This is a genomic window from Pseudomonas sp. RIT778 (genome assembly GCF_019718735.1).
Lineage (GTDB): Bacteria > Pseudomonadota > Gammaproteobacteria > Pseudomonadales > Pseudomonadaceae > Aquipseudomonas > Aquipseudomonas aphyarum.
In genome coordinates, this window is record NZ_JAIHBA010000027.1 from 49,173 (window position 1) to 69,076 (window position 19,904).

Annotated in this window: 15 protein-coding genes; 8 read left to right on the top strand and 7 right to left on the bottom strand. The window is 63.2% G+C overall.

The features are described 5' to 3' along the window. The 5 genes from K5E37_RS19370 to K5E37_RS19390 all read left to right on the top strand — a co-directional run bounded on the left by K5E37_RS19370 (position 1) and on the right by K5E37_RS19390 (position 6,525). The gene (locus K5E37_RS19370; protein ID WP_085603173.1) at positions 1-1,416 is read left to right on the top strand and encodes a DNA polymerase Y family protein; all 1,416 of its coding nucleotides are present in this window, start codon (positions 1-3) and stop codon (positions 1,414-1,416) included. Continuing rightward, positions 1,392-4,490, top strand: coding sequence for an error-prone DNA polymerase (locus K5E37_RS19375; RefSeq protein WP_221534868.1), 3,099 nt, complete (start codon positions 1,392-1,394; stop codon positions 4,488-4,490). Before K5E37_RS19370 ends, K5E37_RS19375 begins: the two co-directional genes overlap by 25 nt. Before the next feature lie 294 nt (positions 4,491-4,784). Further along, the gene (locus K5E37_RS19380) at positions 4,785-5,471 is read left to right on the top strand and encodes a CsgG/HfaB family protein (protein WP_162130490.1); all 687 of its coding nucleotides are present in this window, start codon (positions 4,785-4,787) and stop codon (positions 5,469-5,471) included. 29 nt (positions 5,472-5,500) lie between these two features. Then, positions 5,501-5,869 (top strand): DUF4810 domain-containing protein, encoded by a 369-nt coding sequence (locus K5E37_RS19385; protein ID WP_221534869.1) that lies wholly within the window; start codon positions 5,501-5,503, stop codon positions 5,867-5,869. After that, complete coding sequence (locus tag K5E37_RS19390; RefSeq protein ID WP_085603177.1) at positions 5,866-6,525, top strand: DUF799 domain-containing protein; 660 nt, start codon at positions 5,866-5,868, stop codon at positions 6,523-6,525. The genes K5E37_RS19385 and K5E37_RS19390 overlap by 4 nt, the downstream gene beginning before the upstream one ends. A gap of 132 nt (positions 6,526-6,657) precedes the next feature. On the opposite strand, the gene K5E37_RS19395 is transcribed toward K5E37_RS19390, so the two are convergent. The 7 genes from K5E37_RS19395 to K5E37_RS19425 all read right to left on the bottom strand — a co-directional run bounded on the left by K5E37_RS19395 (position 6,658) and on the right by K5E37_RS19425 (position 14,182). After that, complete coding sequence (locus K5E37_RS19395; RefSeq protein ID WP_085603179.1) at positions 6,658-7,320, bottom strand: flavin reductase family protein; 663 nt, start codon at positions 7,318-7,320, stop codon at positions 6,658-6,660. 11 nt (positions 7,321-7,331) lie between these two features. After that, positions 7,332-8,819 carry an amidohydrolase family protein gene (locus K5E37_RS19400; protein ID WP_221534870.1) on the bottom strand — a complete coding sequence of 496 codons (1,488 nt, stop codon included), beginning with the start codon at positions 8,817-8,819 and terminating at the stop codon, positions 7,332-7,334. After that, entirely contained in the window at positions 8,816-10,012 is a 1,197-nt protein-coding gene (locus K5E37_RS19405; RefSeq protein WP_221534871.1) for an amidohydrolase family protein, read from the bottom strand. Before K5E37_RS19405 ends, K5E37_RS19400 begins: the two co-directional genes overlap by 4 nt. A gap of 309 nt (positions 10,013-10,321) precedes the next feature. Continuing rightward, entirely contained in the window at positions 10,322-11,374 is a 1,053-nt protein-coding gene (locus tag K5E37_RS19410; RefSeq protein WP_221534872.1) for an extracellular solute-binding protein, read from the bottom strand. Between the two features lie 18 nt (positions 11,375-11,392). Further along, positions 11,393-12,181, bottom strand: a complete 789-nt coding sequence (locus tag K5E37_RS19415) for an ABC transporter permease (protein WP_007959453.1) — start codon at positions 12,179-12,181, stop codon at positions 11,393-11,395. After that, complete coding sequence (locus K5E37_RS19420) at positions 12,178-13,095, bottom strand: ABC transporter permease (protein WP_007959454.1); 918 nt, start codon at positions 13,093-13,095, stop codon at positions 12,178-12,180. Before K5E37_RS19420 ends, K5E37_RS19415 begins: the two co-directional genes overlap by 4 nt. Position 13,096: 1 nt before the next feature. Continuing rightward, entirely contained in the window at positions 13,097-14,182 is a 1,086-nt protein-coding gene (locus K5E37_RS19425; RefSeq protein ID WP_096819984.1) for an ABC transporter ATP-binding protein, read from the bottom strand. A 140-nt stretch (positions 14,183-14,322) separates the two neighbouring features. Between K5E37_RS19425 and K5E37_RS19430 the strand changes: the two genes are divergently transcribed. From K5E37_RS19430 to K5E37_RS19440, 3 genes are all read left to right on the top strand, one after another. Then, the gene (locus K5E37_RS19430) at positions 14,323-15,012 is read left to right on the top strand and encodes a GntR family transcriptional regulator (protein ID WP_085603191.1); all 690 of its coding nucleotides are present in this window, start codon (positions 14,323-14,325) and stop codon (positions 15,010-15,012) included. Between the two features lie 132 nt (positions 15,013-15,144). Beyond that, a complete protein-coding gene (locus tag K5E37_RS19435; RefSeq protein ID WP_221534873.1) occupies positions 15,145-17,256 on the top strand; it encodes a PAS domain-containing sensor histidine kinase in 2,112 nt (703 codons plus the stop codon). 28 nt (positions 17,257-17,284) lie between these two features. Then, on the top strand, positions 17,285-19,904 hold a 2,620-nt coding region (locus tag K5E37_RS19440), incomplete at its 3' end, for an excinuclease ABC subunit UvrA (RefSeq protein ID WP_221534874.1).

Sequence of the window (19,904 nt, forward strand, 5' to 3'; positions counted from 1 at the left end):
ATGCGCTGGGTTTGCATTCTGTTCCCGCAATTGGCCCTCGACGCTGTGCTGCGTCAGCGCCCCGACCCCGAGCAACCGTTGGCGCTGCTCAGCGGCCCGGCCCAGCGCCGGGTGCTGCAAGCGGTCAACCCGGCGGCGCGGGCACTGGGCTTGCGTCCGGGGCAGTCGATGACGGCCGCGCAGGCCATGAGCAAAGGGTTTGCCACCGTCGATTACGACGCGGCCGAGGTCGAGCACTGGCAGCAGTTTCTCGCCGCCTGGGCCTATCGTTTCAGCGCACAGGTCAGCGTGCATTACCCGCGCACCGTGGTGTTCGAGATCGAATCGAGCCTCGGGCTGTTCGGTTCCTGGGCGCAGTTCGAGGCGCGGTTGCGTACCGAGTTGACCGAGCTGGGCTTTCGTCACCGCATCGTCGCCGCGCCCAATCCGGTGGCGGCGCGGGTGTTGGCCAACGCCTATGACGGATTGGTGGTGCCCGACGGTGAAGCCCTGCGCCATCACCTCGGGCAATTGCCGGTCGACCGCATCGGGCTTGAGCCGAGCGTGGCCACGGCGCTGTCGCGCATGGGCCTGCGCAACCTTCATCAGGTGCAGAACCTGCCGCGTCAGGCCCTGGCCCGGCGTTTCGAGGCACCGATGCTCAAGCATCTGGACACGCTGTTCGGCGCACGGCCGCTGGCGCTGGCGTTCTACCTGCCGCCGGACCGTTTCGACGTGCGCATCGAACTCAATTTCGACGTGCAGTCCCATCAGGCGCTGCTGTTCCCCTTGCGCCGCCTGACGTCCGATCTGGCGGCGTTTTTGTGCGGGCGTGACAGCGGCGTGCAGCGCTTCGATCTGCACCTGGAACATGCGGGGCTGCCGGACACATTGATCAAAGTCGGCCTGCTCAGCGCCGAGCGCGATCCGGCGATGCTCTTTGAACTGGCCCGTGGCCGACTGGAGCAGGTGCAGGTCGAAGCCCCGGTGCGCGGTTTTCGTCTGCGCGCCGAGGATCTGCCGAGTTTCGTGCCGCAGTTTCAGGAACTGTTCGACGACCGCCCGCAGCAGACCTTGCCCTGGGAACAACTGCGCGAACGCCTGCGCGCACGGCTGGGGGATGAAGCGGTACAGGGCCTGCGTTTTCAGGCCGATCATCGCCCGGAGTGCGCGTGGCAGAACGCCGATGACAAACAACGTTGCCCCGCATTGCCGGGCGTGCAGCGTCCGGGCTGGTTGCTGGGCGAGCCGCAGTCCGTGCCGGAAGGTTCGGCGCGCATCCTCATGGGGCCGGAACGCATCGAGTCCGGCTGGTGGGACGGTGACGACGTGCGCCGCGACTATTACCTGATCCAGAACCGCGCCGGCCAGCAAGGCTGGGCGTACCGGGCAGTGGGTGAGGGCGGTCCGTTGTGGCTGCAGGGCTGGTTCGCGTGAACCAGGGTTATGCCGAACTGCACTGCCTGTCGAATTTCAGTTTTCAGCGCGGTGCCTCCAGTGCGCTTGAGCTGTTCCAGCGCGCGAAAAAACACGGCTATCAGGCGTTGGCGATCACCGATGAATGCACCCTGGCCGGGATCGTCCGTGCCTGGCAGGCGGCCAAGTCCGTTGAGTTGCCGCTGATCATCGGCAGCGAAATCCGCATCGAGCACGGCCCGAAACTGGTTTTGCTGGTGGAGAACATCGAGGGATATCAGGCGTTGTGCGGCTTGATCACCCAGGCTCGACGGCGCACGCAGAAAGGCCAGTATCAAATACTGCGCGAGGATTTCAGCGAGCCGTTGCCGGGATTGCTGGTGCTGTGGGTGCCGGATGCGGTCGATGAGGTGGAAGAGGGCCGCTGGCTGAAACAGACCTTCGGCGAAAGACTGTGGCTGGCGGTGCAGTTGCATCGCGGGCAGAACGATCAGCAACGGCTGGTTGCACTGCTGAGTCTGGCGGACGAGCTGCAAGTTCCAGCCGTGGCCAGCGGTGATGTGCACATGCACGCCCGTGGTCGGCGGGCCTTGCAGGACACCATGACTGCGATCCGCCATCACGTTCCGGTGGCCGAAGCCGGGTTGCGCCTGCACCCCAACGGCGAGCGGCATTTGCGCAGCCTCGATGTGTTGAGCGAGTTGTATCCGCAAACCTTGCTGGACGAATCGGTGAAACTGGCTCGCCGCTGCACCTTCGATCTGAGCGAGTTGCGCTATCAATACCCCAAAGAGCTGGTGCCCGAGGAACACAGCGCCAGTTCCTGGCTACGCCACCTGACCGAAGAGGGCATCGCCTGGCGCTGGCCGCAAGGCGCACAACCCAAGGTGCTCAAGCAGATCGACGATGAGCTGGAGCTGATCGCCGAACTCGGCTACGAAAGCTACTTCCTCACCGTGCACGACGTGGTGCGCTTCGCCCGGGAGCAGAAGATCCTCTGTCAGGGCCGGGGTTCGGCAGCCAACTCGGCGGTGTGTTTCGCCTTGGGCATCACCGAGATCGACCCGGACCGCACGACGCTGCTGTTCGAGCGTTTCATGTCGAGGGAGCGCAACGAGCCGCCGGACATCGACGTGGATTTCGAGCACGAACGCCGCGAAGAAGTCCTGCAATACGTGTTTCGTCGTTATGGTCGCCGTCGTGCGGCGCTGACGGCGGTGGTCAGCACCTACCACGCTTCCGGCGCGATCCGCGATGTGGCCAAGGCGCTGGGGCTGCCGCCGGATCAGATCAATGCGCTGGCCGACTGCTGCGGCCACTGGAGCGATCAAACGCCGCCCGTGGAGCGCCTGCGTGAAGGCGGTTTCGACCCCGAAAGCCCGCTGCTGCACCGGGTACTGAGCCTGACCGGGCAACTGATCGGCTTCCCCCGGCACCTGTCGCAGCACCCTGGTGGTTTCGTGATTTCCGAGCAACCGCTGGACACGCTGGTGCCGGTGGAAAACGCCGCCATGGCCGACCGCACGATTATCCAGTGGGACAAGGACGATCTCGATGCGGTCGGCCTGCTCAAGGTGGATATCCTCGCCCTCGGCATGCTCAGCGCAATCCGCCGCTGTTTCGACCTGCTGCGCCGTCATCGCCATCAGGACCTGAGCCTTGCGTCCATCCCGTCTGAGGATCGCCCGACCTACGACATGATCAGCCGCGCCGACACCATCGGCGTGTTCCAGATCGAGTCCCGGGCGCAGATGTCGATGCTGCCGCGCCTGCGCCCGCAAACCTTCTACGACCTGGTGATCGAGGTGGCCATCGTCCGGCCGGGGCCGATCCAGGGCGGGATGGTTCATCCGTACCTGCGCCGCCGGAACAAGGAAGAAGAGGAAACCTATCCGTCACCGGAGCTGGAAGTGGTGCTCAAGCGCACCCTCGGCGTGCCGCTGTTTCAGGAACAGGTGATGCAGATCGCCATCGTCGCCGCCGACTACAGCCCTGGCGAGGCCGACCAGTTGCGCCGTTCCATGGCCGCGTGGAAACGCCACGGCGGGCTGGAGCCGCACAAGGAACGGCTGGCCGCCGGCATGAAGAAAAACGGCTACAGCCCGGAATTCGCCGCGCAGATCTTCGAACAGATCAAGGGCTTCGGCAGCTACGGTTTCCCTGAATCCCACGCCGCCAGTTTTGCCTTGCTGACCTATGCCAGTTGCTGGCTCAAGTGCCACGAACCGGCGGCGTTCGCCTGTGCGCTGATCAACAGCTGGCCGATGGGTTTCTACAGCCCGGATCAGATTCTTCAGGATGCGCGCCGGCATCATTTGCAGATCCGTCCGGTGGACGTGCGCGCCAGTGACTGGGATTGCAGCCTGGAGCCGATTGCCGGCGAGCAGCCGGCCATCCGCATGGGCCTGCGGATGATCAAGGGCTTTCGCGAGGAGGATGCGCGGAGCATTGAAAGCGCTCGGGCGAGGGGCGCGTTTGCCGATGTCGCCGATCTGGGCGAACGCGCCGGGCTCGACAGTCGCGCCCAGGCGCTGCTGGCGGATGCCGGCGCGCTTCGCGGCCTGGCCGGGCACCGCCATCGGGCACGCTGGGAAGTGGCCGGGGTGCAGAAACAGCTCGGGTTGTTTGCCGGGTTGCCGAGTCAGGAAGAGCCGGATGTGCTGCTGCCGACACCGAGTGTCAGCGAAGACCTGTTCACCGATTACGCCACCCTCGGCACCACGCTGGGGCCGCACCCGCTGACGCTGTTGCGTGACGAGTTGCGGGCGCGGCGCTGTCGCAGTTCCCGGGAGTTGCTGGAGGTCGAGCATGGCCGGCCGGTCAGCGTGGCGGGGCTGGTGACCGGGCGTCAGCGGCCGGGCACTGCCAGTGGCGTGACCTTCGTGACCCTGGAAGACGAATTCGGCAACGTCAACGTGGTGGTCTGGCGCGATCTGGCCGAGCGTCAGCGTCAGGTGCTGGTCGGCTCGCAACTGCTCAAGGTCGATGGCCGCTGGGAGCGGGAAGGCGAGGTGCGGCATCTGATCGCCGGACGCTTGAGTGACCTCAGCCCGCTGCTCAACGGAATTCGGGTGCAAAGCCGCGATTTCCACTGACACCCACAAGAATGTGATCGTTCCCACGTCGAGGCGTCGAACCGTCCGCGTGGGAATGCATACCGTGACGCTCTGCGTCACAGTGGACGCGGAGCGTCCATGGCGGCATTCCCACGCAGAGCGTGGGAACGATCGGTAGCTGACGGCAACTGGCTGATTTGCAAGCCAATTTGCTGACGTCAAAAAAACCTGTCCTCACTGATGGCACTTTGGCATAATGCCGCCCCTTTCCCGATCCCCCACGAGATCAACGTGCGGGGACACATCGAATTTTAGAAGGAATGCACAGTGAGAATGATCTCCCGGATGTTGGTCTCGGGCGTTGCAATTGCCGTCCTCGGCACCCTGGCCGGCTCGCTTTCCGGTTGCGCCACCGAAAGCTCCCGCGCACTGCCAGTGGCCAAGGTCGAAAGCGCCTCCCAGGCCTGGTCCGGTGTGCGTATCCCGATGGCCGTGGGCAAGTTCGACAACCGTTCGAGCTACATGCGCGGGATCTTCTCCGACGGCGTCGACCGTCTCGGCGGCCAGGCCAAGACCATCCTGATCACTCACCTGCAGCAGACCAACCGTTTCTCGGTGCTCGATCGCGACAACATGGGCGAAATCCAGCAGGAAGCGGCGATCAAGGGCCAGGCCCAGCGTCTGAAAGGCGCCGACTACGTGGTCACCGGTGACGTCACCGAGTTCGGCCGCAAAGAGACCGGCGATCATCAACTGTTCGGCATTCTCGGCCGCGGCAAGACCCAGGTCGCCTACGCCAAGGTCAACCTGAACATCGTCAACATCAGCACCTCCGAAGTGGTGTATTCGACCCAGGGCGCCGGCGAGTACGCCTTGTCCAACCGCGAAATCATCGGCTTCGGCGGCACCGCTGCCTACGACTCCACCCTCAACGGCAAAGTCCTCGATCTGGCCATGCGCGAGGCGATCAATCGTCTGGTTGACGGCATGAACGCCGGTGCCTGGAAACCGGGCAACTGATAGACGCCCATCGCAAGGAGCAACACACCATGAATCTGTCCCTGTCCCGGTCGCTGATGGCCTTGACACTGACTGCCAGCGCCTTGCTGGCCGGCTGCAGCAGCCCGCAAACCCTGTACCAGTGGGAAGGCTACCAGCCACAAGTCTACGAATACTTCAAAAGCGAAACGCCGAAAGAAGCCCAGGCCGAAGCGCTGGAAGCCGATCTGCAAAAGATCCGTGCCAGCGGCAAGCCGGTACCGCCGGGTTACCACGCTCATCTCGGTCTGCTGTACCTGAGCATGGGCAAGGACGATCAGATGGTGCAGCAGCTGCGCACCGAGAAGACCCTGTTCCCCGAGTCCGGCACGTACATGGATTTTCTGCTTAAAAACGCCAAGACCGGAGACGCCCAATGATCTCGCGTGCCTTGAAGCTGCTGGCCGCAGGCCTGGCGCTGACCGTTCTCGGCGGCTGTGTCGCACCGAAGACCGTGGACTACTCGGCGTACAAGCAAGCGCGGCCGAAATCCATTCTGGTGCTGCCACCGCTGAACACCTCGCCGGACGTCAAGGCGTCCTACAGCCTGCTGTCGCAAGTGACGTTCCCGTTGGCCGAAGCCGGTTACTACGTGCTGCCGATCACCCTGGTCGACGAGACATTCCGCCAGAACGGCCTGACCACGCCGGATGACATCCATGCGGCGCCGGCCAACAAGCTGCAGGAAATCTTCGGTGCCGACGCGGCGCTGTACATCACCGTCAGCGAGTACGGCACGCGCTACATGGTGATCAGCAGCGAAACTGCCGTCACCGCGAGCGCCAAACTGGTCGACCTGAAAACCGGCGTCACCCTGTGGACCGGAGCGGCACGGGCGTCGAGCGAGGAGGGCAACAACAGCAACGCCGGCGGCCTGATCGGCATGCTGATCACTGCGGCGGTGAAGCAGATCATTAACAGCTCCACCGATGCCGGCTACCCGATTGCCGGCGTGGCCAGCAATCGACTGCTGTCGGCCGGGCACCCGGCGGGCCTGCTGTACGGGCCACGGTCGCCGAAGTACGGCTCTGATTAAGCAAACGATGTAAATCCCTGTGGGAGCGGGCTTGCTCGCGAAAGCGGTGGTTCAGTCAGCATCCATGTTGAATGACAGACCGCCTTCGCGAGCAAGCCCGCTCCCACAGGGGCAATGTGTTCATCCGATGATTTATTTGGCTGCCGGCCAGAACCGCTCGCCACCCCCCGGCGCTTCCGTCCACGCTTGCAACGAGCGGGTCGGCAGATCGAAGTAATCCCGGGTCCGCGCGTAACCATGACCGCCCATGCGCCCGATCGCATCCAGCCCCAATTGATCGATGTACAGGGTTTTCGGGTCGATCAACTCGTCGCGCACATGCGCCATCAACACCTCGCCAAAAATGATCTCCCGCGATTGGCCGATGTTCAGCGCCATCATCCGCCGACACTCCAGTGCCACCGGTGCTTCGCCGATTCGCGGGCATTTGACCGAGGTTCCGGGAATCGCTGTCAGGCCCGCTGCGGTCAACTCATCGAAGCCCGGCGCGAATGGCACGGCGCAGACGTTCATGGCTTCCACCAATGCATCGCTGACGATGTTGACGGTGAATTCCTGGTTCATCTGGATATTGCGCGTGGTGTCCTTGGGGCTCTGGTCGCCGTAGTTCTCGACGCCGAGCGCGAGAATGGGCGGGTCCGCCGACAGCGCATTGAAGAAGCTGAACGGCGCGGCGTTGACCCGGCCCTCGGCATCGATGGTGGTGACCAGAGCAATCGGACGTGGCACCACGCTGCCGATCAGAATCTTGTACTTTTCCCGTGGGCTCAGTTGGCTGAAGTCGAAGCTGTGCATGGCAGTGTTCTCTAAAGAAGTGGATCGATGGCGCTCAACGGCGCTTCGGCGCTGTAGTCGTCGGCGAACGGAATGGCCGGCTGGAACAGGGTTTTCCAGTCCGGTCGGCCAAAGGCCCGGTCGCTGTGGCTGCGCATCAGTTTTTCGTATTGGCGTTGGGCCTGGCGTTGCAGAGTGGGGTAGTCGACGCCGTTGACCTGACCGTCGTGCATCACGCAGCGACCGTCGATGAAACTGGCGATGCAGTCGTCGCCGCGCCCGGCCAGCAGCAGGTTTTTCAGTGGATCGAACAGCGGCCCCAGGTGCAGGCCGCGCAGGCTGAACACGGTGATATCAGCCTTGGCGCCGGGGGCCAGGCGACCGAGGTCGTCACGGCCCAACGCCTTGGCGCCGCCGAGGGTCGCGGCGTTATACAGATCGAGGCTGCTGGTCAGCGCCGAGCCGCCCTCCATCAACCGGGCGATGTTCAAACCGTGGCGCATGTTGGCCAGCAAGTCCGCCGGCCAGGTGTCGGTGCCGAGGGCGAAGTTGATGCCTTTGGCGCGATAGCGGCCAAACGAATTCAGCGCCTCGCCGTCTCGGGCGAACACCAGCGGGCAGTGCACCAGACTCGCGCCGCCGTCGATGACCCGCTGCAGATCGTCATCGCCCGAGGTGTAGATGCCGTGGGGCAAAAGGCTGCGCGGGTTGAGCAAATCAAGCTGCTGCAACCAGCCCAGCGGCGAGGTGCCGCGCAACTGTTCGACCATCGCCACTTCACCCAGCGCCTGACAGCAATGCAGGCGCATCGGCGCGTTCAGTTCGCGACTCAATGCGGACGTGCGCTGAAGCAGCGCCGGGGTGCAGGTCTGGATGCGATCCGGCAGCAGCGCACCGCGAATCAGCCCGGCATGCGCACCATCGAAATCCTTGAAAAACCGTTCGGCCGCATCCAGTCCCGCCAGGCCCCGAGCCTCATCCCAGTGATGGGCGAGAGTGCCGTCGGCGCGCCAGTAACTCATGCCGCTCATGTAGCAGGGGCCGAGATAGGTGCGCAGGCCCAGTTCGCCCGCCACATCGGCGACCGCCGCGAACTCGTCGTAGGTCTCCGCCCATTCGCGGTAGTACATCGAGGTGATCGGCATCGCCGTGGTGATGCCGTTGCGGATCAACTGGGTGAAGGCGTAGCGGTATTTGAAGACCTCTTCTTCGGGGCTGAACGACTCACTCGGGCCGGCCGCCAGATACTCCGCCGACCACATCCGGCCCATGGCGCGTTCGTCGCCGTTGTCCAGAGTCAGTACAGTGGAATCGAGATCGCCGAGGGCATCCAGGTCGATGAAGCCGGGGCCGATCAGCGCATTGCCGTAGTCGATCCACTGGTCCACCGGCCCTGGGTAACCGCGCCCGACAAACTCGATGCGCGAGCCGGCAAACACCACTTCACCGTCACGCCACAGCACATGCTGCGTGCCGTCGAAGCCGACCACGCAACTGGCCTTCAGGCCGATGCGTTTCACAGACGGCTGCCCAGCAGGCGACCGCCGCTGGCGATCAGTTCGCCGCCGCGATAGACCTGACGTACTGGCCGTGCGACCACCGCTTCACCGAGCGTTTCGACCGGCATCAACAGAAAGTCTGCCGGCCGGCCGATTCCAAAACCATACTCTTCAACACCCAATGCGCGGGCACCGTTCACAGTCGCCGCGTCGAACGCCGCCGCCAGTTCATCGTCCTTGCCCAAATCAAAACGGAATGCCAGCAACATCGCCCGTTCCAGCATGTCGCCATTGCCCATCGGCGACCATGCATCACGAATGCCGTCGGAGCCGAGGCACACGTTGACGCCGGTTTCACGCAGCGCCAGAAACGGTGGAACCGCGCAATCGGCCGGCGCCGAACTCATCAGCGAAATCCCCAGCGCCGCGAGGCGTTCGGCGACCGGTTTGACCTGGCTCCACGGCAACATGCCGAGGCAATAGGCGTGGCTGATCATCACCCGGTTCTGCAGGTTGAAACGCTCGGTGTAATCGGCGATCCGTGCGATCTGCCAGAGGCCCAGTTCACCCTTGTCATGCAGGTGAATGTCGACGCCACGCTGGAATTCACTGGCCAGCTTGAATACGAAATCCAGTTGCGCGATCGGGTCGTTGTCGATGCCGCACGGGTCGAGCCCGCCGACGTTTTCCACGCCCAGGGCCATGGCTTCGCGCATCAGTTCGGCGGTGCCGGGGCGGCTGATCAGGCCGGTTTGCGGGAACACCACCAGTTGCAGGTCGATCAGGTCGTTGTAGGTTTCGCGCAGTTGTTGCATGGCCTCGACATGGCGCAGGCCGAATTCCGGGTCGATGTCGACGTGGCAACGCATGGTCAGCGAACCCCGGGCGATGCAGTTTTCCAGCAGGGCGCCGGCGCGTTCGGCGATCGGCGCTTTCACTTCGCGCAATACGCGGCGCTCGTTGCTGATGTAGTCCTTGAGCGTCGGGCCGGCGCTGTTCGGGCGCCAGGGTTGGCCGTACAGGGTTTTGTCGAGGTGGACGTGGCTTTCCACCAGCGGGGCGGTCAGGAGCTGGTTCTGGCCGTCGATGTCGGTGGCGGCCAGCGGGGTGTTCGAGGCCGGGCGGCGTTGGGTGAACTTGCCGTTTTCGATCAGCAGGTCTTCGGCGGGGGCGCCGTAGGGGCGGATGTTTCTGAGCCAGCGGGGGTGGGACATGGGAACCTCGGTGTTCTTTGAAATTTTTTTCCCTCACCCTAGCCCTCTCCCGGAGGGAGAGGGGACCGAATGGGGGATATTGAAGAGCTACGCCGACGTGAACGATCTACTTCGAATCCATAATCGACTCGATCTCTGAATCCATAATCGACCAGGTCTCTGAATCCATAATCGACCAGGTCTCTCAGGTCGGCGGACGGCCCAAGACACCTCGGTCAGTCCCCTCTTCCTCCGGGAGAGGGCTAGGGTGAGGGGGCTCTCCAGGTCGGTCTGGGTTGTCGGCGTTCAGATAAAACCAGCGATCCACGATCAGCCTTTGAGCTTCGACCAAATCCGATCCTGCAGCTCCCGCGCCTTGTTGCTGCATTCCTTCTCCGGCCGCAGTCGCGAGGCGTATTCCTCGGGCATGTTGATCGCGTCCATGACCTTCCATTTCGCATCCAGCAACTGATCGCTCTGAATCCCGTTGGCATAGGCAATCGCGTTGGACACGGCCGCCGCGTTTTCCGGTTTCATCATCCAGTCGATAAAAATCTTCGCGTTGCCCGGATGCGGCGCGCTTTTCGGTACGGCGAAGTTGTCCTGGAACATCGCCAGGCCTTCTTTCGGATACACGTACTTGATGGTGCTCTTCTGCAACGTGGCGCGGGCCGTCGAGCCGTTCCAGTTCTGCATCATGATCACTTCGCCCGAGGCCATGCGGTCGACGGTGTTGTCGGAGCTGTACATCTTCAAAAACGGTTTCTGCTTTTGCAGCAGTTCGAGGATGCGCTTGGCGTCCTGCGGGTTTTCCGTGCATTCGTCGACGTTCAGGTAATGGCTGGCGGCGTTGATCACGCTGCTGGAAGTGTCGAGGGCGGCGAGCTGGCCTTGCAGTTCCTTGCGCGGTTCGAAGAATTCTTTCCACGAGTCGTCGAGCTTGCCGCCCGGCACCCGGGCGCTGTCATAAGAGAACCCGGTGGTGCCCCACAGGTACGGTGCCGAAAACTTGCGGCCGGGGTCGAAGCTCGGGTCGCGGAACGGGCCTTTGACGTACTGGAAGTTGTTCAGGGTCGGGGCGTCGATTTCCAGCAGCAGGTCCTGCTTGATCAGCGTCTGCATGATCGACTGCGACGGCACGATCACGTCATACGCGGCGCCGCCGGCCTGCAACTTGGCGAGCAGGGTTTCGTTGCTGTCGTAGCCGTCCATGGTGACCTTGATCCCGGTCTCCTTTTCAAACTTGGCCAGCAGGTCCACCGGGTAGTAATCGGTCCAGTTGTAGAAGAACAATTGCTTGGGCTCGGCGGCGTGGGCGCTGAACGCGGTGAAACAACTCAGGGCCAGACCGGAAATAGCCAAACGCATGCTTTTGGTTTTCATGAACAGAGCGCTCCAGGTTTATTGTTGTTTGCCGCGTTGGCCGAGCCAGAAGGCCAGCACCACCAGCACGATGGAAATCACCAGCATCAGGGTCGAAATCGCGTTGATCTCAGGCGTTACGCCGGCCTTGATCGCCGAGAAGATGTACACCGGCAACGTGGTCGAACCGGGCCCGGCGACGAAGAAGGTCATGATGAAATCGTCGAGGCTGACCACGAACGCCAGCACCGAACCGGACAACACCGCCGGCCACAACAGCGGCAAGGTCACGCGGCGGAACACCTGCCACGGGTTGGCGTACAGATCGTTGGCGGCTTCCAGCAGGCTCTTGTCCAGATCGTTCAGGCGTGCGCGGATCGGCAGGTAGGCGAACGGAATGCAGAAGCCGATGTGCGCGACGATCACTGTCATCAGCCCGAGCTTGATTCCCAGCGCCATGAACAGCAGCAGGGTAGCCACGGCGGTGACGATTTCCGGCAGGATCAGCGGCAGGTTGATCCCGCCTTCGACCATTTTCTGTCCGTAGAACGGCCGGTAAGTCGCCAGCGCCGCCAGCAGTGCAATCGTCGTGGCGCACACGGTGGCGATGGTCGCGACGATGATCGAGTTCAGCGCCGCCGTCTGGATCGACGGGTTGGCCAGGATCCGTCCGTACCAGGCGAACGAAAACTCGGTCCATACCGTCGCCGAGCGGTTGGCGTTGAAGCTGTAGGCGATCAACACCAGGATCGGCACGTACAGGTAGGCGAGGATCAGCAGGCTGATTTCCCGGGTCGCCGGGAGTTTTTTCAGGTGCAGAGAGATCATGCTTTCGCTCCCCGGTTCAGGGTTTTCGCCGCGCTGCGGCTGTAGAGGGCGTAGAGCACCAGTGACAACAGCAGAATCCCCAGCAGCAGGAACGACAGCGAACTGCCCAGCGGCCAGTTGCGGGCGGTGCCGAATTGCTGCTGGATCAGGTTGCCGATCATCAGGGTCTTGCCGCCGCCGAGGATCGCCGGGGTGATGAAGGCGCCGAGGCTCGGCACGAACACCAGCAACGCGCCGGCAATCACCCCGGGCATCGACAGCGGCAGGATGATCCGGCGCAGCGCATGCCAGCGGTTGGCGCCCAGGTCATAGGCGGCTTCCACCAGACGCCAGTCGAGTTTTTCCAGGGTCGAGTAGATCGGCAGAATCATGAACGGCAGGAAGCTGTAGACCAGACCGACGCTGACCGCGAAGTCGTTGTAGAGCAGGGTGATGCCGCCGGCACTCGGGAACAGCGCGTTGAGGCTTTGAGCGACCCAGCCCTGTTCGCGCAGGATGATCAGCCACGCGTAGTTGCGGATCAGCAGGTTGGTCCAGAACGGAATGGTGATGAGCAACACCATCAGGTTGCGCCGACGCGGGGTCAGGCTCGACATCCACAGCGCCACCGGAAATCCGAACAGAAAGCACAGCACCGTGGTGCCGCCGGCCTGGAACACCGAACGCAACAGCGCCTGGGCGTAGACCCAGTTCAGTTCCAGTTCACCGTCGAAACCTTCCTGGAAAAACAGCTGCACGTAACTCTGCAGTTGCCATTGGGCCTGCCAGTCGACGCCGCCGTAGGTGTTGCGCGGCAGCAGGCTGATGTAGCCCATGATGCCCAGCGGAATGGCGATCAGGGCGAGCAGGGTCAACACCACCGGGCTGAGCAACAGCGCGCGGTTGAGGGAGGGGGAAGTGCTGCTGACGCTCATCTCAGGCCTCCATCAACAGGCAGGCCTGGGGCGGCAGATGCACCGCCACGCGCTCGCCGACGGCACGACCACGGTTCAGGCCTTCGTTGTTTTCCCGCAGCATGACTTTGATGTCGTTGTTCAAGCGGCACTGGTACAGCGTCGCGGTGCCGACATACAGCACCGCCTCGATTACCCCGCGCAGATGATGTGGCTGATCCGCTGTGACCAGTTGCGAGCGCTCGGGCCGAAATGCCAGTTGCACGCTGCTGCCATTGACGCCTTGCGGCGGGCAGGGGATTTCCACTGGCATGCCGTTCGGCACGAAGATGTTTTCGTTGTGCTCGCCGCGCTTGAGCTGGCCGGGGAGAAAATTGATGTCGCCGATGAACTGGGCGACGAAGCGGTGCTGAGGACGTTCATAGATGTCGGTCGGGGTGCCGATCTGCAGGATCTTGCCGGCGGACATCACCGCGATTCGGTCGGACAGGGTCAGGGCTTCTTCCTGATCGTGGGTGACGAAGATGAAGGTGATGCCGGCTTCTTGCTGCACGCGTTTGAGTTCGACCTGCATTTCCTTGCGCAGCTTCAGGTCCAGTGCCGACAGCGGCTCGTCGAGCAACAGCACTTTCGGCTTCGGCGCCAGGGCCCGGGCCAGAGCCACGCGTTGTTGCTGGCCGCCGGATAATTCCGCCGGTTTGCGCCCGGCCAGGTGCTCCATCTGCACCAGCGCGAGCATTTCATCGACCCGTCCCGGAATTGTCTTGCGATCAAGACCCTGCATCTCGAGGCCGAAGGCGATATTCTGCGCGACACTCATGTGCGGAAACAGCGCGTAACTCTGGAACACCGTGTTGACCCGACGCTTGAACGGCGGCAGGTGATTGACCGTTTCGCCCGCCAGACGGATCTCGCCGTCGCTGACGTGTTCGAAACCGGCGATGGTGCGCAGCAGGGTGGTCTTGCCGCAGCCCGAGGGGCCGAGGAGGGTGAAAAACTCGTTGTCGGCGATGTTCACCGATACGTTGTCGAGGGCAGGCGCCAGGCCAGGATCATCAGAATACCGCTTGGATACGTTACGCACTTCAATGGCTATTGGCTGACCCATAATGGTGCAATCCTCTAATTATTGTATGCAATATCTGAATGCAATTTAGAAATACCCGGATTAATCTGCTTGCGCAACCCCCCATTTCCCTGACTGAGTCGTTCGTCGGGCAGCGTTGCCAGCATTGAAGGAGTTTTTGAATGACCGAGAAGAAAACGGAAACCACGGTCGACCGCGTCTACCAAGGGGTTTACGAGGCAATCAGCAAGCGTTCGCTGCGTCCGGGGATGAAGCTGGGCGAGGCGTCGCTGGCGGAATTGTTCAATGTCAGCCGCACGTCGGTTCGTGCCGCGCTCAAGCAATTGGAGGCCGACGGACTGGTCACCACCGAGCCCAATAAAGGTGCGTCGGTGTCGTTGCCCAGCGATGAAGAGATCCGATCGCTGTTCGAAACCCGGCGCCTGATCGAGATCGGCATCGTCACCGAACTGTGCCGACGCAAGGACTCTGCGGTGATGCAGGACCTGCGCGATCACCTGCTGCTGGAAGACGAAGCCCACGAAGCCGGCGATCACGAGCGGCTGATTCATTTGCTCGGCGAGTTCCACATCAAACTGGCCCGCAGCCTCAACAATCCGGTGTTGCTCGACTGGTTCCAGAAGCTGATCTCCCGCGCCTCGCTGTACGCCGCCGCGCTGGATGACGACAGCCACGAAGCCTGCCGCGACGACGAACACCTGCGGCTGATCGAGTACATCGAAGCCGGCAACCAAAGCGCGGCGATCGAGCTGACCTGCATGCACCTGGACGGCATCCAGAAGGCGATCCTCGACGTCGCTGCGAAAATGAAGACCGGCTACCATCCGCTCAAACACCTGATCGGAGTGTGAGCGTCGAGCCAGGGTGAAATCGGCTATACCTCTAATGAAACCATCGCTGCCCGACACGCTCGAAACAGACGGGCGTGGCGTTTGAACGCGCGGCGATAGGACCGGAACCACTACAAGGCGTTGAAGCAGCTGATGCAGTTTTTATCCGATAGCCATGGGTGTGACGGCTGGCAAGGCGAGATGGCCGGGCGCATTCGTGCGTTTGACTGGAGCAGGACTGATCTGGGCCCGCTCGAGACCTGGCCGGCCAGCCTGTGCAGCACGGTCCAGCTGATGCTGGCTTCGCCGCTGCCGATGGTCATGCTCTGGGGCCATGCCGGTTACATGATCTACAACGACGCCTATTCGCGATTCGCCGGCGGCCGGCATCCGTACCTGCTCGGATCACCGGTGGAGCTGGGCTGGCCGGAGGTTGCCGATTTCAACCGGCATGTGGTCGACACCTGTCTGGCGGGCGGCACTCTGGAATACCGCAACAAGGTGCTGGTGCTGCTGCGCGATGGCGTACCCGAGGACGTCTGGCTCGATTTGTATTACAGCCCGGTGGCCAACGATGCCGGGATCCCTTCGGGCGTGATGGCGATGGTGGTTGAAACCACCGAACTGGTGCAGTCCGAACGGTTGCGCCAGGCTGCCGAAGACGCCTACCGCGCCGACAACGAGCGGGTGCGCCTGGCACTGAATGCAGGGGCATTGCTCGGCTCGTTTGTCTGGGACGTCAGAAACAACGTGCTGTCCGCCGACGAGCGATTTGCCCGCACATTCTCCTTCCCGCCGGACCAGGACCTGACCAACCTGCCGCAGCACATCGCCGAGGCGCACATTCATCCCGACGACCGCAGCTGGGTGCAGGAATGCGTCGAGAACTCGGTGCGCACCGGCGAGCCATACAACGCCGAATACCGGGTGATCCGCGCTGATGGCAGCTTCCTCTGGGTGCTGGCCAGCGGTTGCTGCGAGTTCGACGAGCAGGGTCAGCCGTTCCGTTTTCCCGGCGTGCTGATCGACATTCACGAGCGCAAGATCGCCGAGGAGTCCCTGCTCAAGTTCACCCGTAACCTCGAACAGCGTGTGGCGAATGAGGTCGAGGCGCGGCTCAGTGCCGAAGAGCAACTACGCCAGTCGCAGAAACTCGAAGCCATCGGCGGGCTTACCGGTGGCGTGGCCCATGACTTCAACAACCTGCTGCAAGTGATCGCCGGCAACCTGCATCTGCTGGCGCGGCATGAACCGGACAATGCCAACGTCCAGCGTCGGGTCAGCGCCTCGCTGGCGGCGGTGGAGCGGGGCGCCAAGCTGTCCTCGCAACTGCTCGCGTTTGCCCGTCGCCAGCCGCTGTCGCCGGCGGTGTGTAATCCCCGGCAGATCTTCGAAGGCGTCGGTGAGTTGCTGCAACGGGCGCTGGGCGAAACCATTCAGATCGACGTGCAACTGCCGGACGAACCGTGGCACATCAACGTCGACCGCAATCAACTGGAAAACGCCATTCTCAATCTGGCAATCAACGCCCGGGACGCCATGAAGGGCGAGGGCACGATTGTGCTTGGCGCCTCCAACCTTTCACTGGACCGGGCGTTCTGTTCGGGCAAAGGCATCGTGCCGGGGGATTTCGTCCGGGTTTCGGTCAGTGACAGCGGCGTCGGCATAGCCCCGCACATGCTGGAGCAGGTGTTCGAACCGTTCTTCACCACCAAGGCTGACGGTCAGGGCACCGGCCTCGGTTTGAGCATGGTGTTCGGCTTCGTCAAGCAAAGCGGCGGGCATGTGGAGATCGACAGTCGGATCGGCGAAGGCACGCGGGTGCAGTTGTACTTTCCACGCAGCCTGCGCCCCGTGCTCGATGACTCGCCGAGCGTCAATCACCAGCAGGCGGGCGGTCACGAGACGATCCTGGTGGTCGAGGACAACGAAGCGGTACGCACCTCGGCAGTTGAACTGCTGCGCGAAGAAGGCTACCGCGTGTTGATCGCCGGCAACGGCGACGCGGCCATGCAAATGTTGATGGAAGGCGCCCGGGTCGACCTGATCTTCACCGACGTGGTCATGCCCGGTCTTATCAAGAGCTCCGATCTGGCGGCGTGGGCCAAGGTGCAAATGCCGCCGGTGGCCGTGCTGTTCACCTCGGGCCACACCCGCGACATCATCTCGCGCAACCACCAGCTAAGCCCCGACACCCATTTGCTCGGCAAGCCCTACGGCCCCGAAGCACTGCTGCAGATGATCCGTTCCGTGCTCAGCACCTGAGCTCCAATCCCCTGACCAAGGCTGGCCGATGACTTCCAGACGCAATTCCAGTTCTGCCGCCGGCATGGTTCGCGTGCGCGGTGCCCGTGAACACAACCTGAAGAACGTTGACGTCGATATCCCCCGTGATGCGCTGGTGGTGTTCACCGGGGTGTCGGGGTCGGGCAAGTCGTCGCTGGCGTTTTCAACGTTGTATGCCGAAGCCCAGCGGCGCTATTTCGAATCGGTGGCGCCCTATGCGCGGCGACTGATCGATCAGGTCGGCGTGCCGGACGTTGATTCGATCGAAGGCCTGCCGCCGGCCGTGGCCTTGCAGCAACAGCGCGGCACCCCGAGCACGCGCTCATCGGTGGGCAGCGTGACCACGCTGTCGAGCCTGATCCGCATGCTGTACTCGCGCGCCGGCAGCTATCCGCCGGGTCAGCCAATGCTGTATGCCGAGGATTTTTCACCGAACACGCCGCAAGGCGCGTGCCCGCAATGCCATGGACTGGGCCGGGTTTACGAGGTCACCGAGGCGCTGATGGTGCCCGATCCGAATCTGACCATCCGCCAACGCGCCGTGGCCTCCTGGCCGCTGGCCTGGCAGGGGCAGAACCTGCGCGACATCCTGGTGACCATGGGCATCGACGTCGATATTCCATGGCGCAAGTTGCCGAAAAAGCAGCGCGACTGGATCCTCTTCACCGAGGAAACACCGACGGTTCCGGTGTACGCCGGCCTGACGCCGGAAGAAACCCGCGTCGCCCTCCAGCGCAAGATGGAGCCGAGTTATCAGGGAACATTCACCGGCGCCCGGCGCTACATACTGCACACCTTCACCCATTCGCAAAGCGCGCTGATGAAGAAGCGCGTGTCGCAATTCATGCTCGGCAGCCTGTGTCCGTTGTGCGATGGCAAGCGCCTCAAGCGCGAGGCGTTGTCGGTGACGTTTGCCGGGCATGACATCGGCGAGCTGTCGCGGATGCCGCTGCTGCAAGTCGCCGAAGTCTTGAAACCGGTGGCGGACCCGAGCTGGCTGGAACACGCCGATGAAGCCGGCGAAACCCTGTCCCACAGCCAGACCCGCGAAGCCCGCCAGCAGCGCGTGGCCCATGGCGCCAGCGGCCACGCCAACGCGCCGGACGTGCGCCATACGCCGAACCTGTCGCTGGAAAAACGCCTGGCCGCGCAGCGCATTGCCGAGGACTTGCTGGACCGGGTCAGCACCCTGACCGATCTCGGGCTCGGATATCTGGCGCTGGAGCGCAGCACGCCGACCCTGTCGTCCGGCGAGTTGCAGCGACTGCGGCTGGCCACCCAACTGGGCTCGCAATTGTTCGGTGTGATCTACGTGCTCGACGAACCTTCCGCCGGCCTGCACCCGGCCGACGGCGAGGCCCTGTTCGAAGCGTTGCAGCGTCTGAAGGCCGACGGCAACAGCGTGTTTGTGGTCGAGCACGATCTGGACACCATGCGCCGCGCTGACTGGTTGATCGACGTCGGCCCGGCGGCGGGCGAAAAGGGCGGGCAGATTCTCTACAGCGGCCCGCCGCCGGGGCTGGCGGCGATCGAACACTCGCAGACCCGCGCCTACCTGTTCGCCGAACAGCAACGGTCGACCCGTGCCGCGCGCAAGCCTTCTGGGTGGCTGAAGCTAGATGGCGTCACCCGCAACAACCTCAATAACCTCAGCGCCGAATTTCCGTTGGGTTGCTTTACCTCGGTCACCGGCGTCTCTGGTTCCGGCAAATCGAGCCTGGTCAGCCAGGCGCTGCTGGAACTGGTCGGCGCACAACTCGGGCGCAGCGTCAGCGACGCCGAGCCTGAAGAACTCAATCTGGAAGACGATACCCCGACCGCCAGCACCGGCCAGGTCAGCGCCGGGCTGGAGTCGATCAAGCGTCTGGTGCAGGTCGATCAGAAACCCATCGGCCGCACCCCGCGTTCGAATCTGGCGACCTACACCGGGCTGTTCGACAACGTGCGCAAGTTGTTCGCCGCGACCGACGAGGCGAAAGCGGCGGGTTACGACGCCGGGCAGTTTTCCTTCAACGTCGCAAAGGGGCGCTGCCCGACCTGCGAAGGCGAGGGGTTTGTCAGTGTCGAGTTGCTGTTCATGCCCAGCGTTTACGCGCCGTGCCCGACCTGTCACGGTGCGCGTTATAACCCCGAGACTCTGGCTATCCTCTGGCAGGGGCTGAGCATCGCGCGGGTGCTGCAATTGACGGTGGACGAGGCGGTGACGGTGTTTGCCGAGCAACCGGCGATCCGCCGTTCGCTGGAGGTTTTGCGTGACATCGGCCTCGGTTACCTGCGCCTGGGGCAGCCGGCGACCGAGTTGTCCGGCGGCGAGGCCCAGCGGATCAAACTGGCCACCGAGCTGCAGCGCAACCAGCGCGGCGCGACGTTGTATGTGCTGGATGAACCGACCACCGGTTTGCACCCGCGAGATGTCGACCGCTTGCTGGAACAACTGGATACGCTGGTGACGGCGGGGCACACGGTGATTGTGGTCGAGCATGAAATGCGCGTGGTGGCGCAGAGCGACTGGGTGATCGACATCGGCCCGGGTGCGGGGGATCAGGGCGGCAAGATCGTCGTGGCCGGAACGCCGCATAAAGTGGCGGCGAGCAAGAAGAGCCGGACTGCGCCGTTTCTTGCCCGCG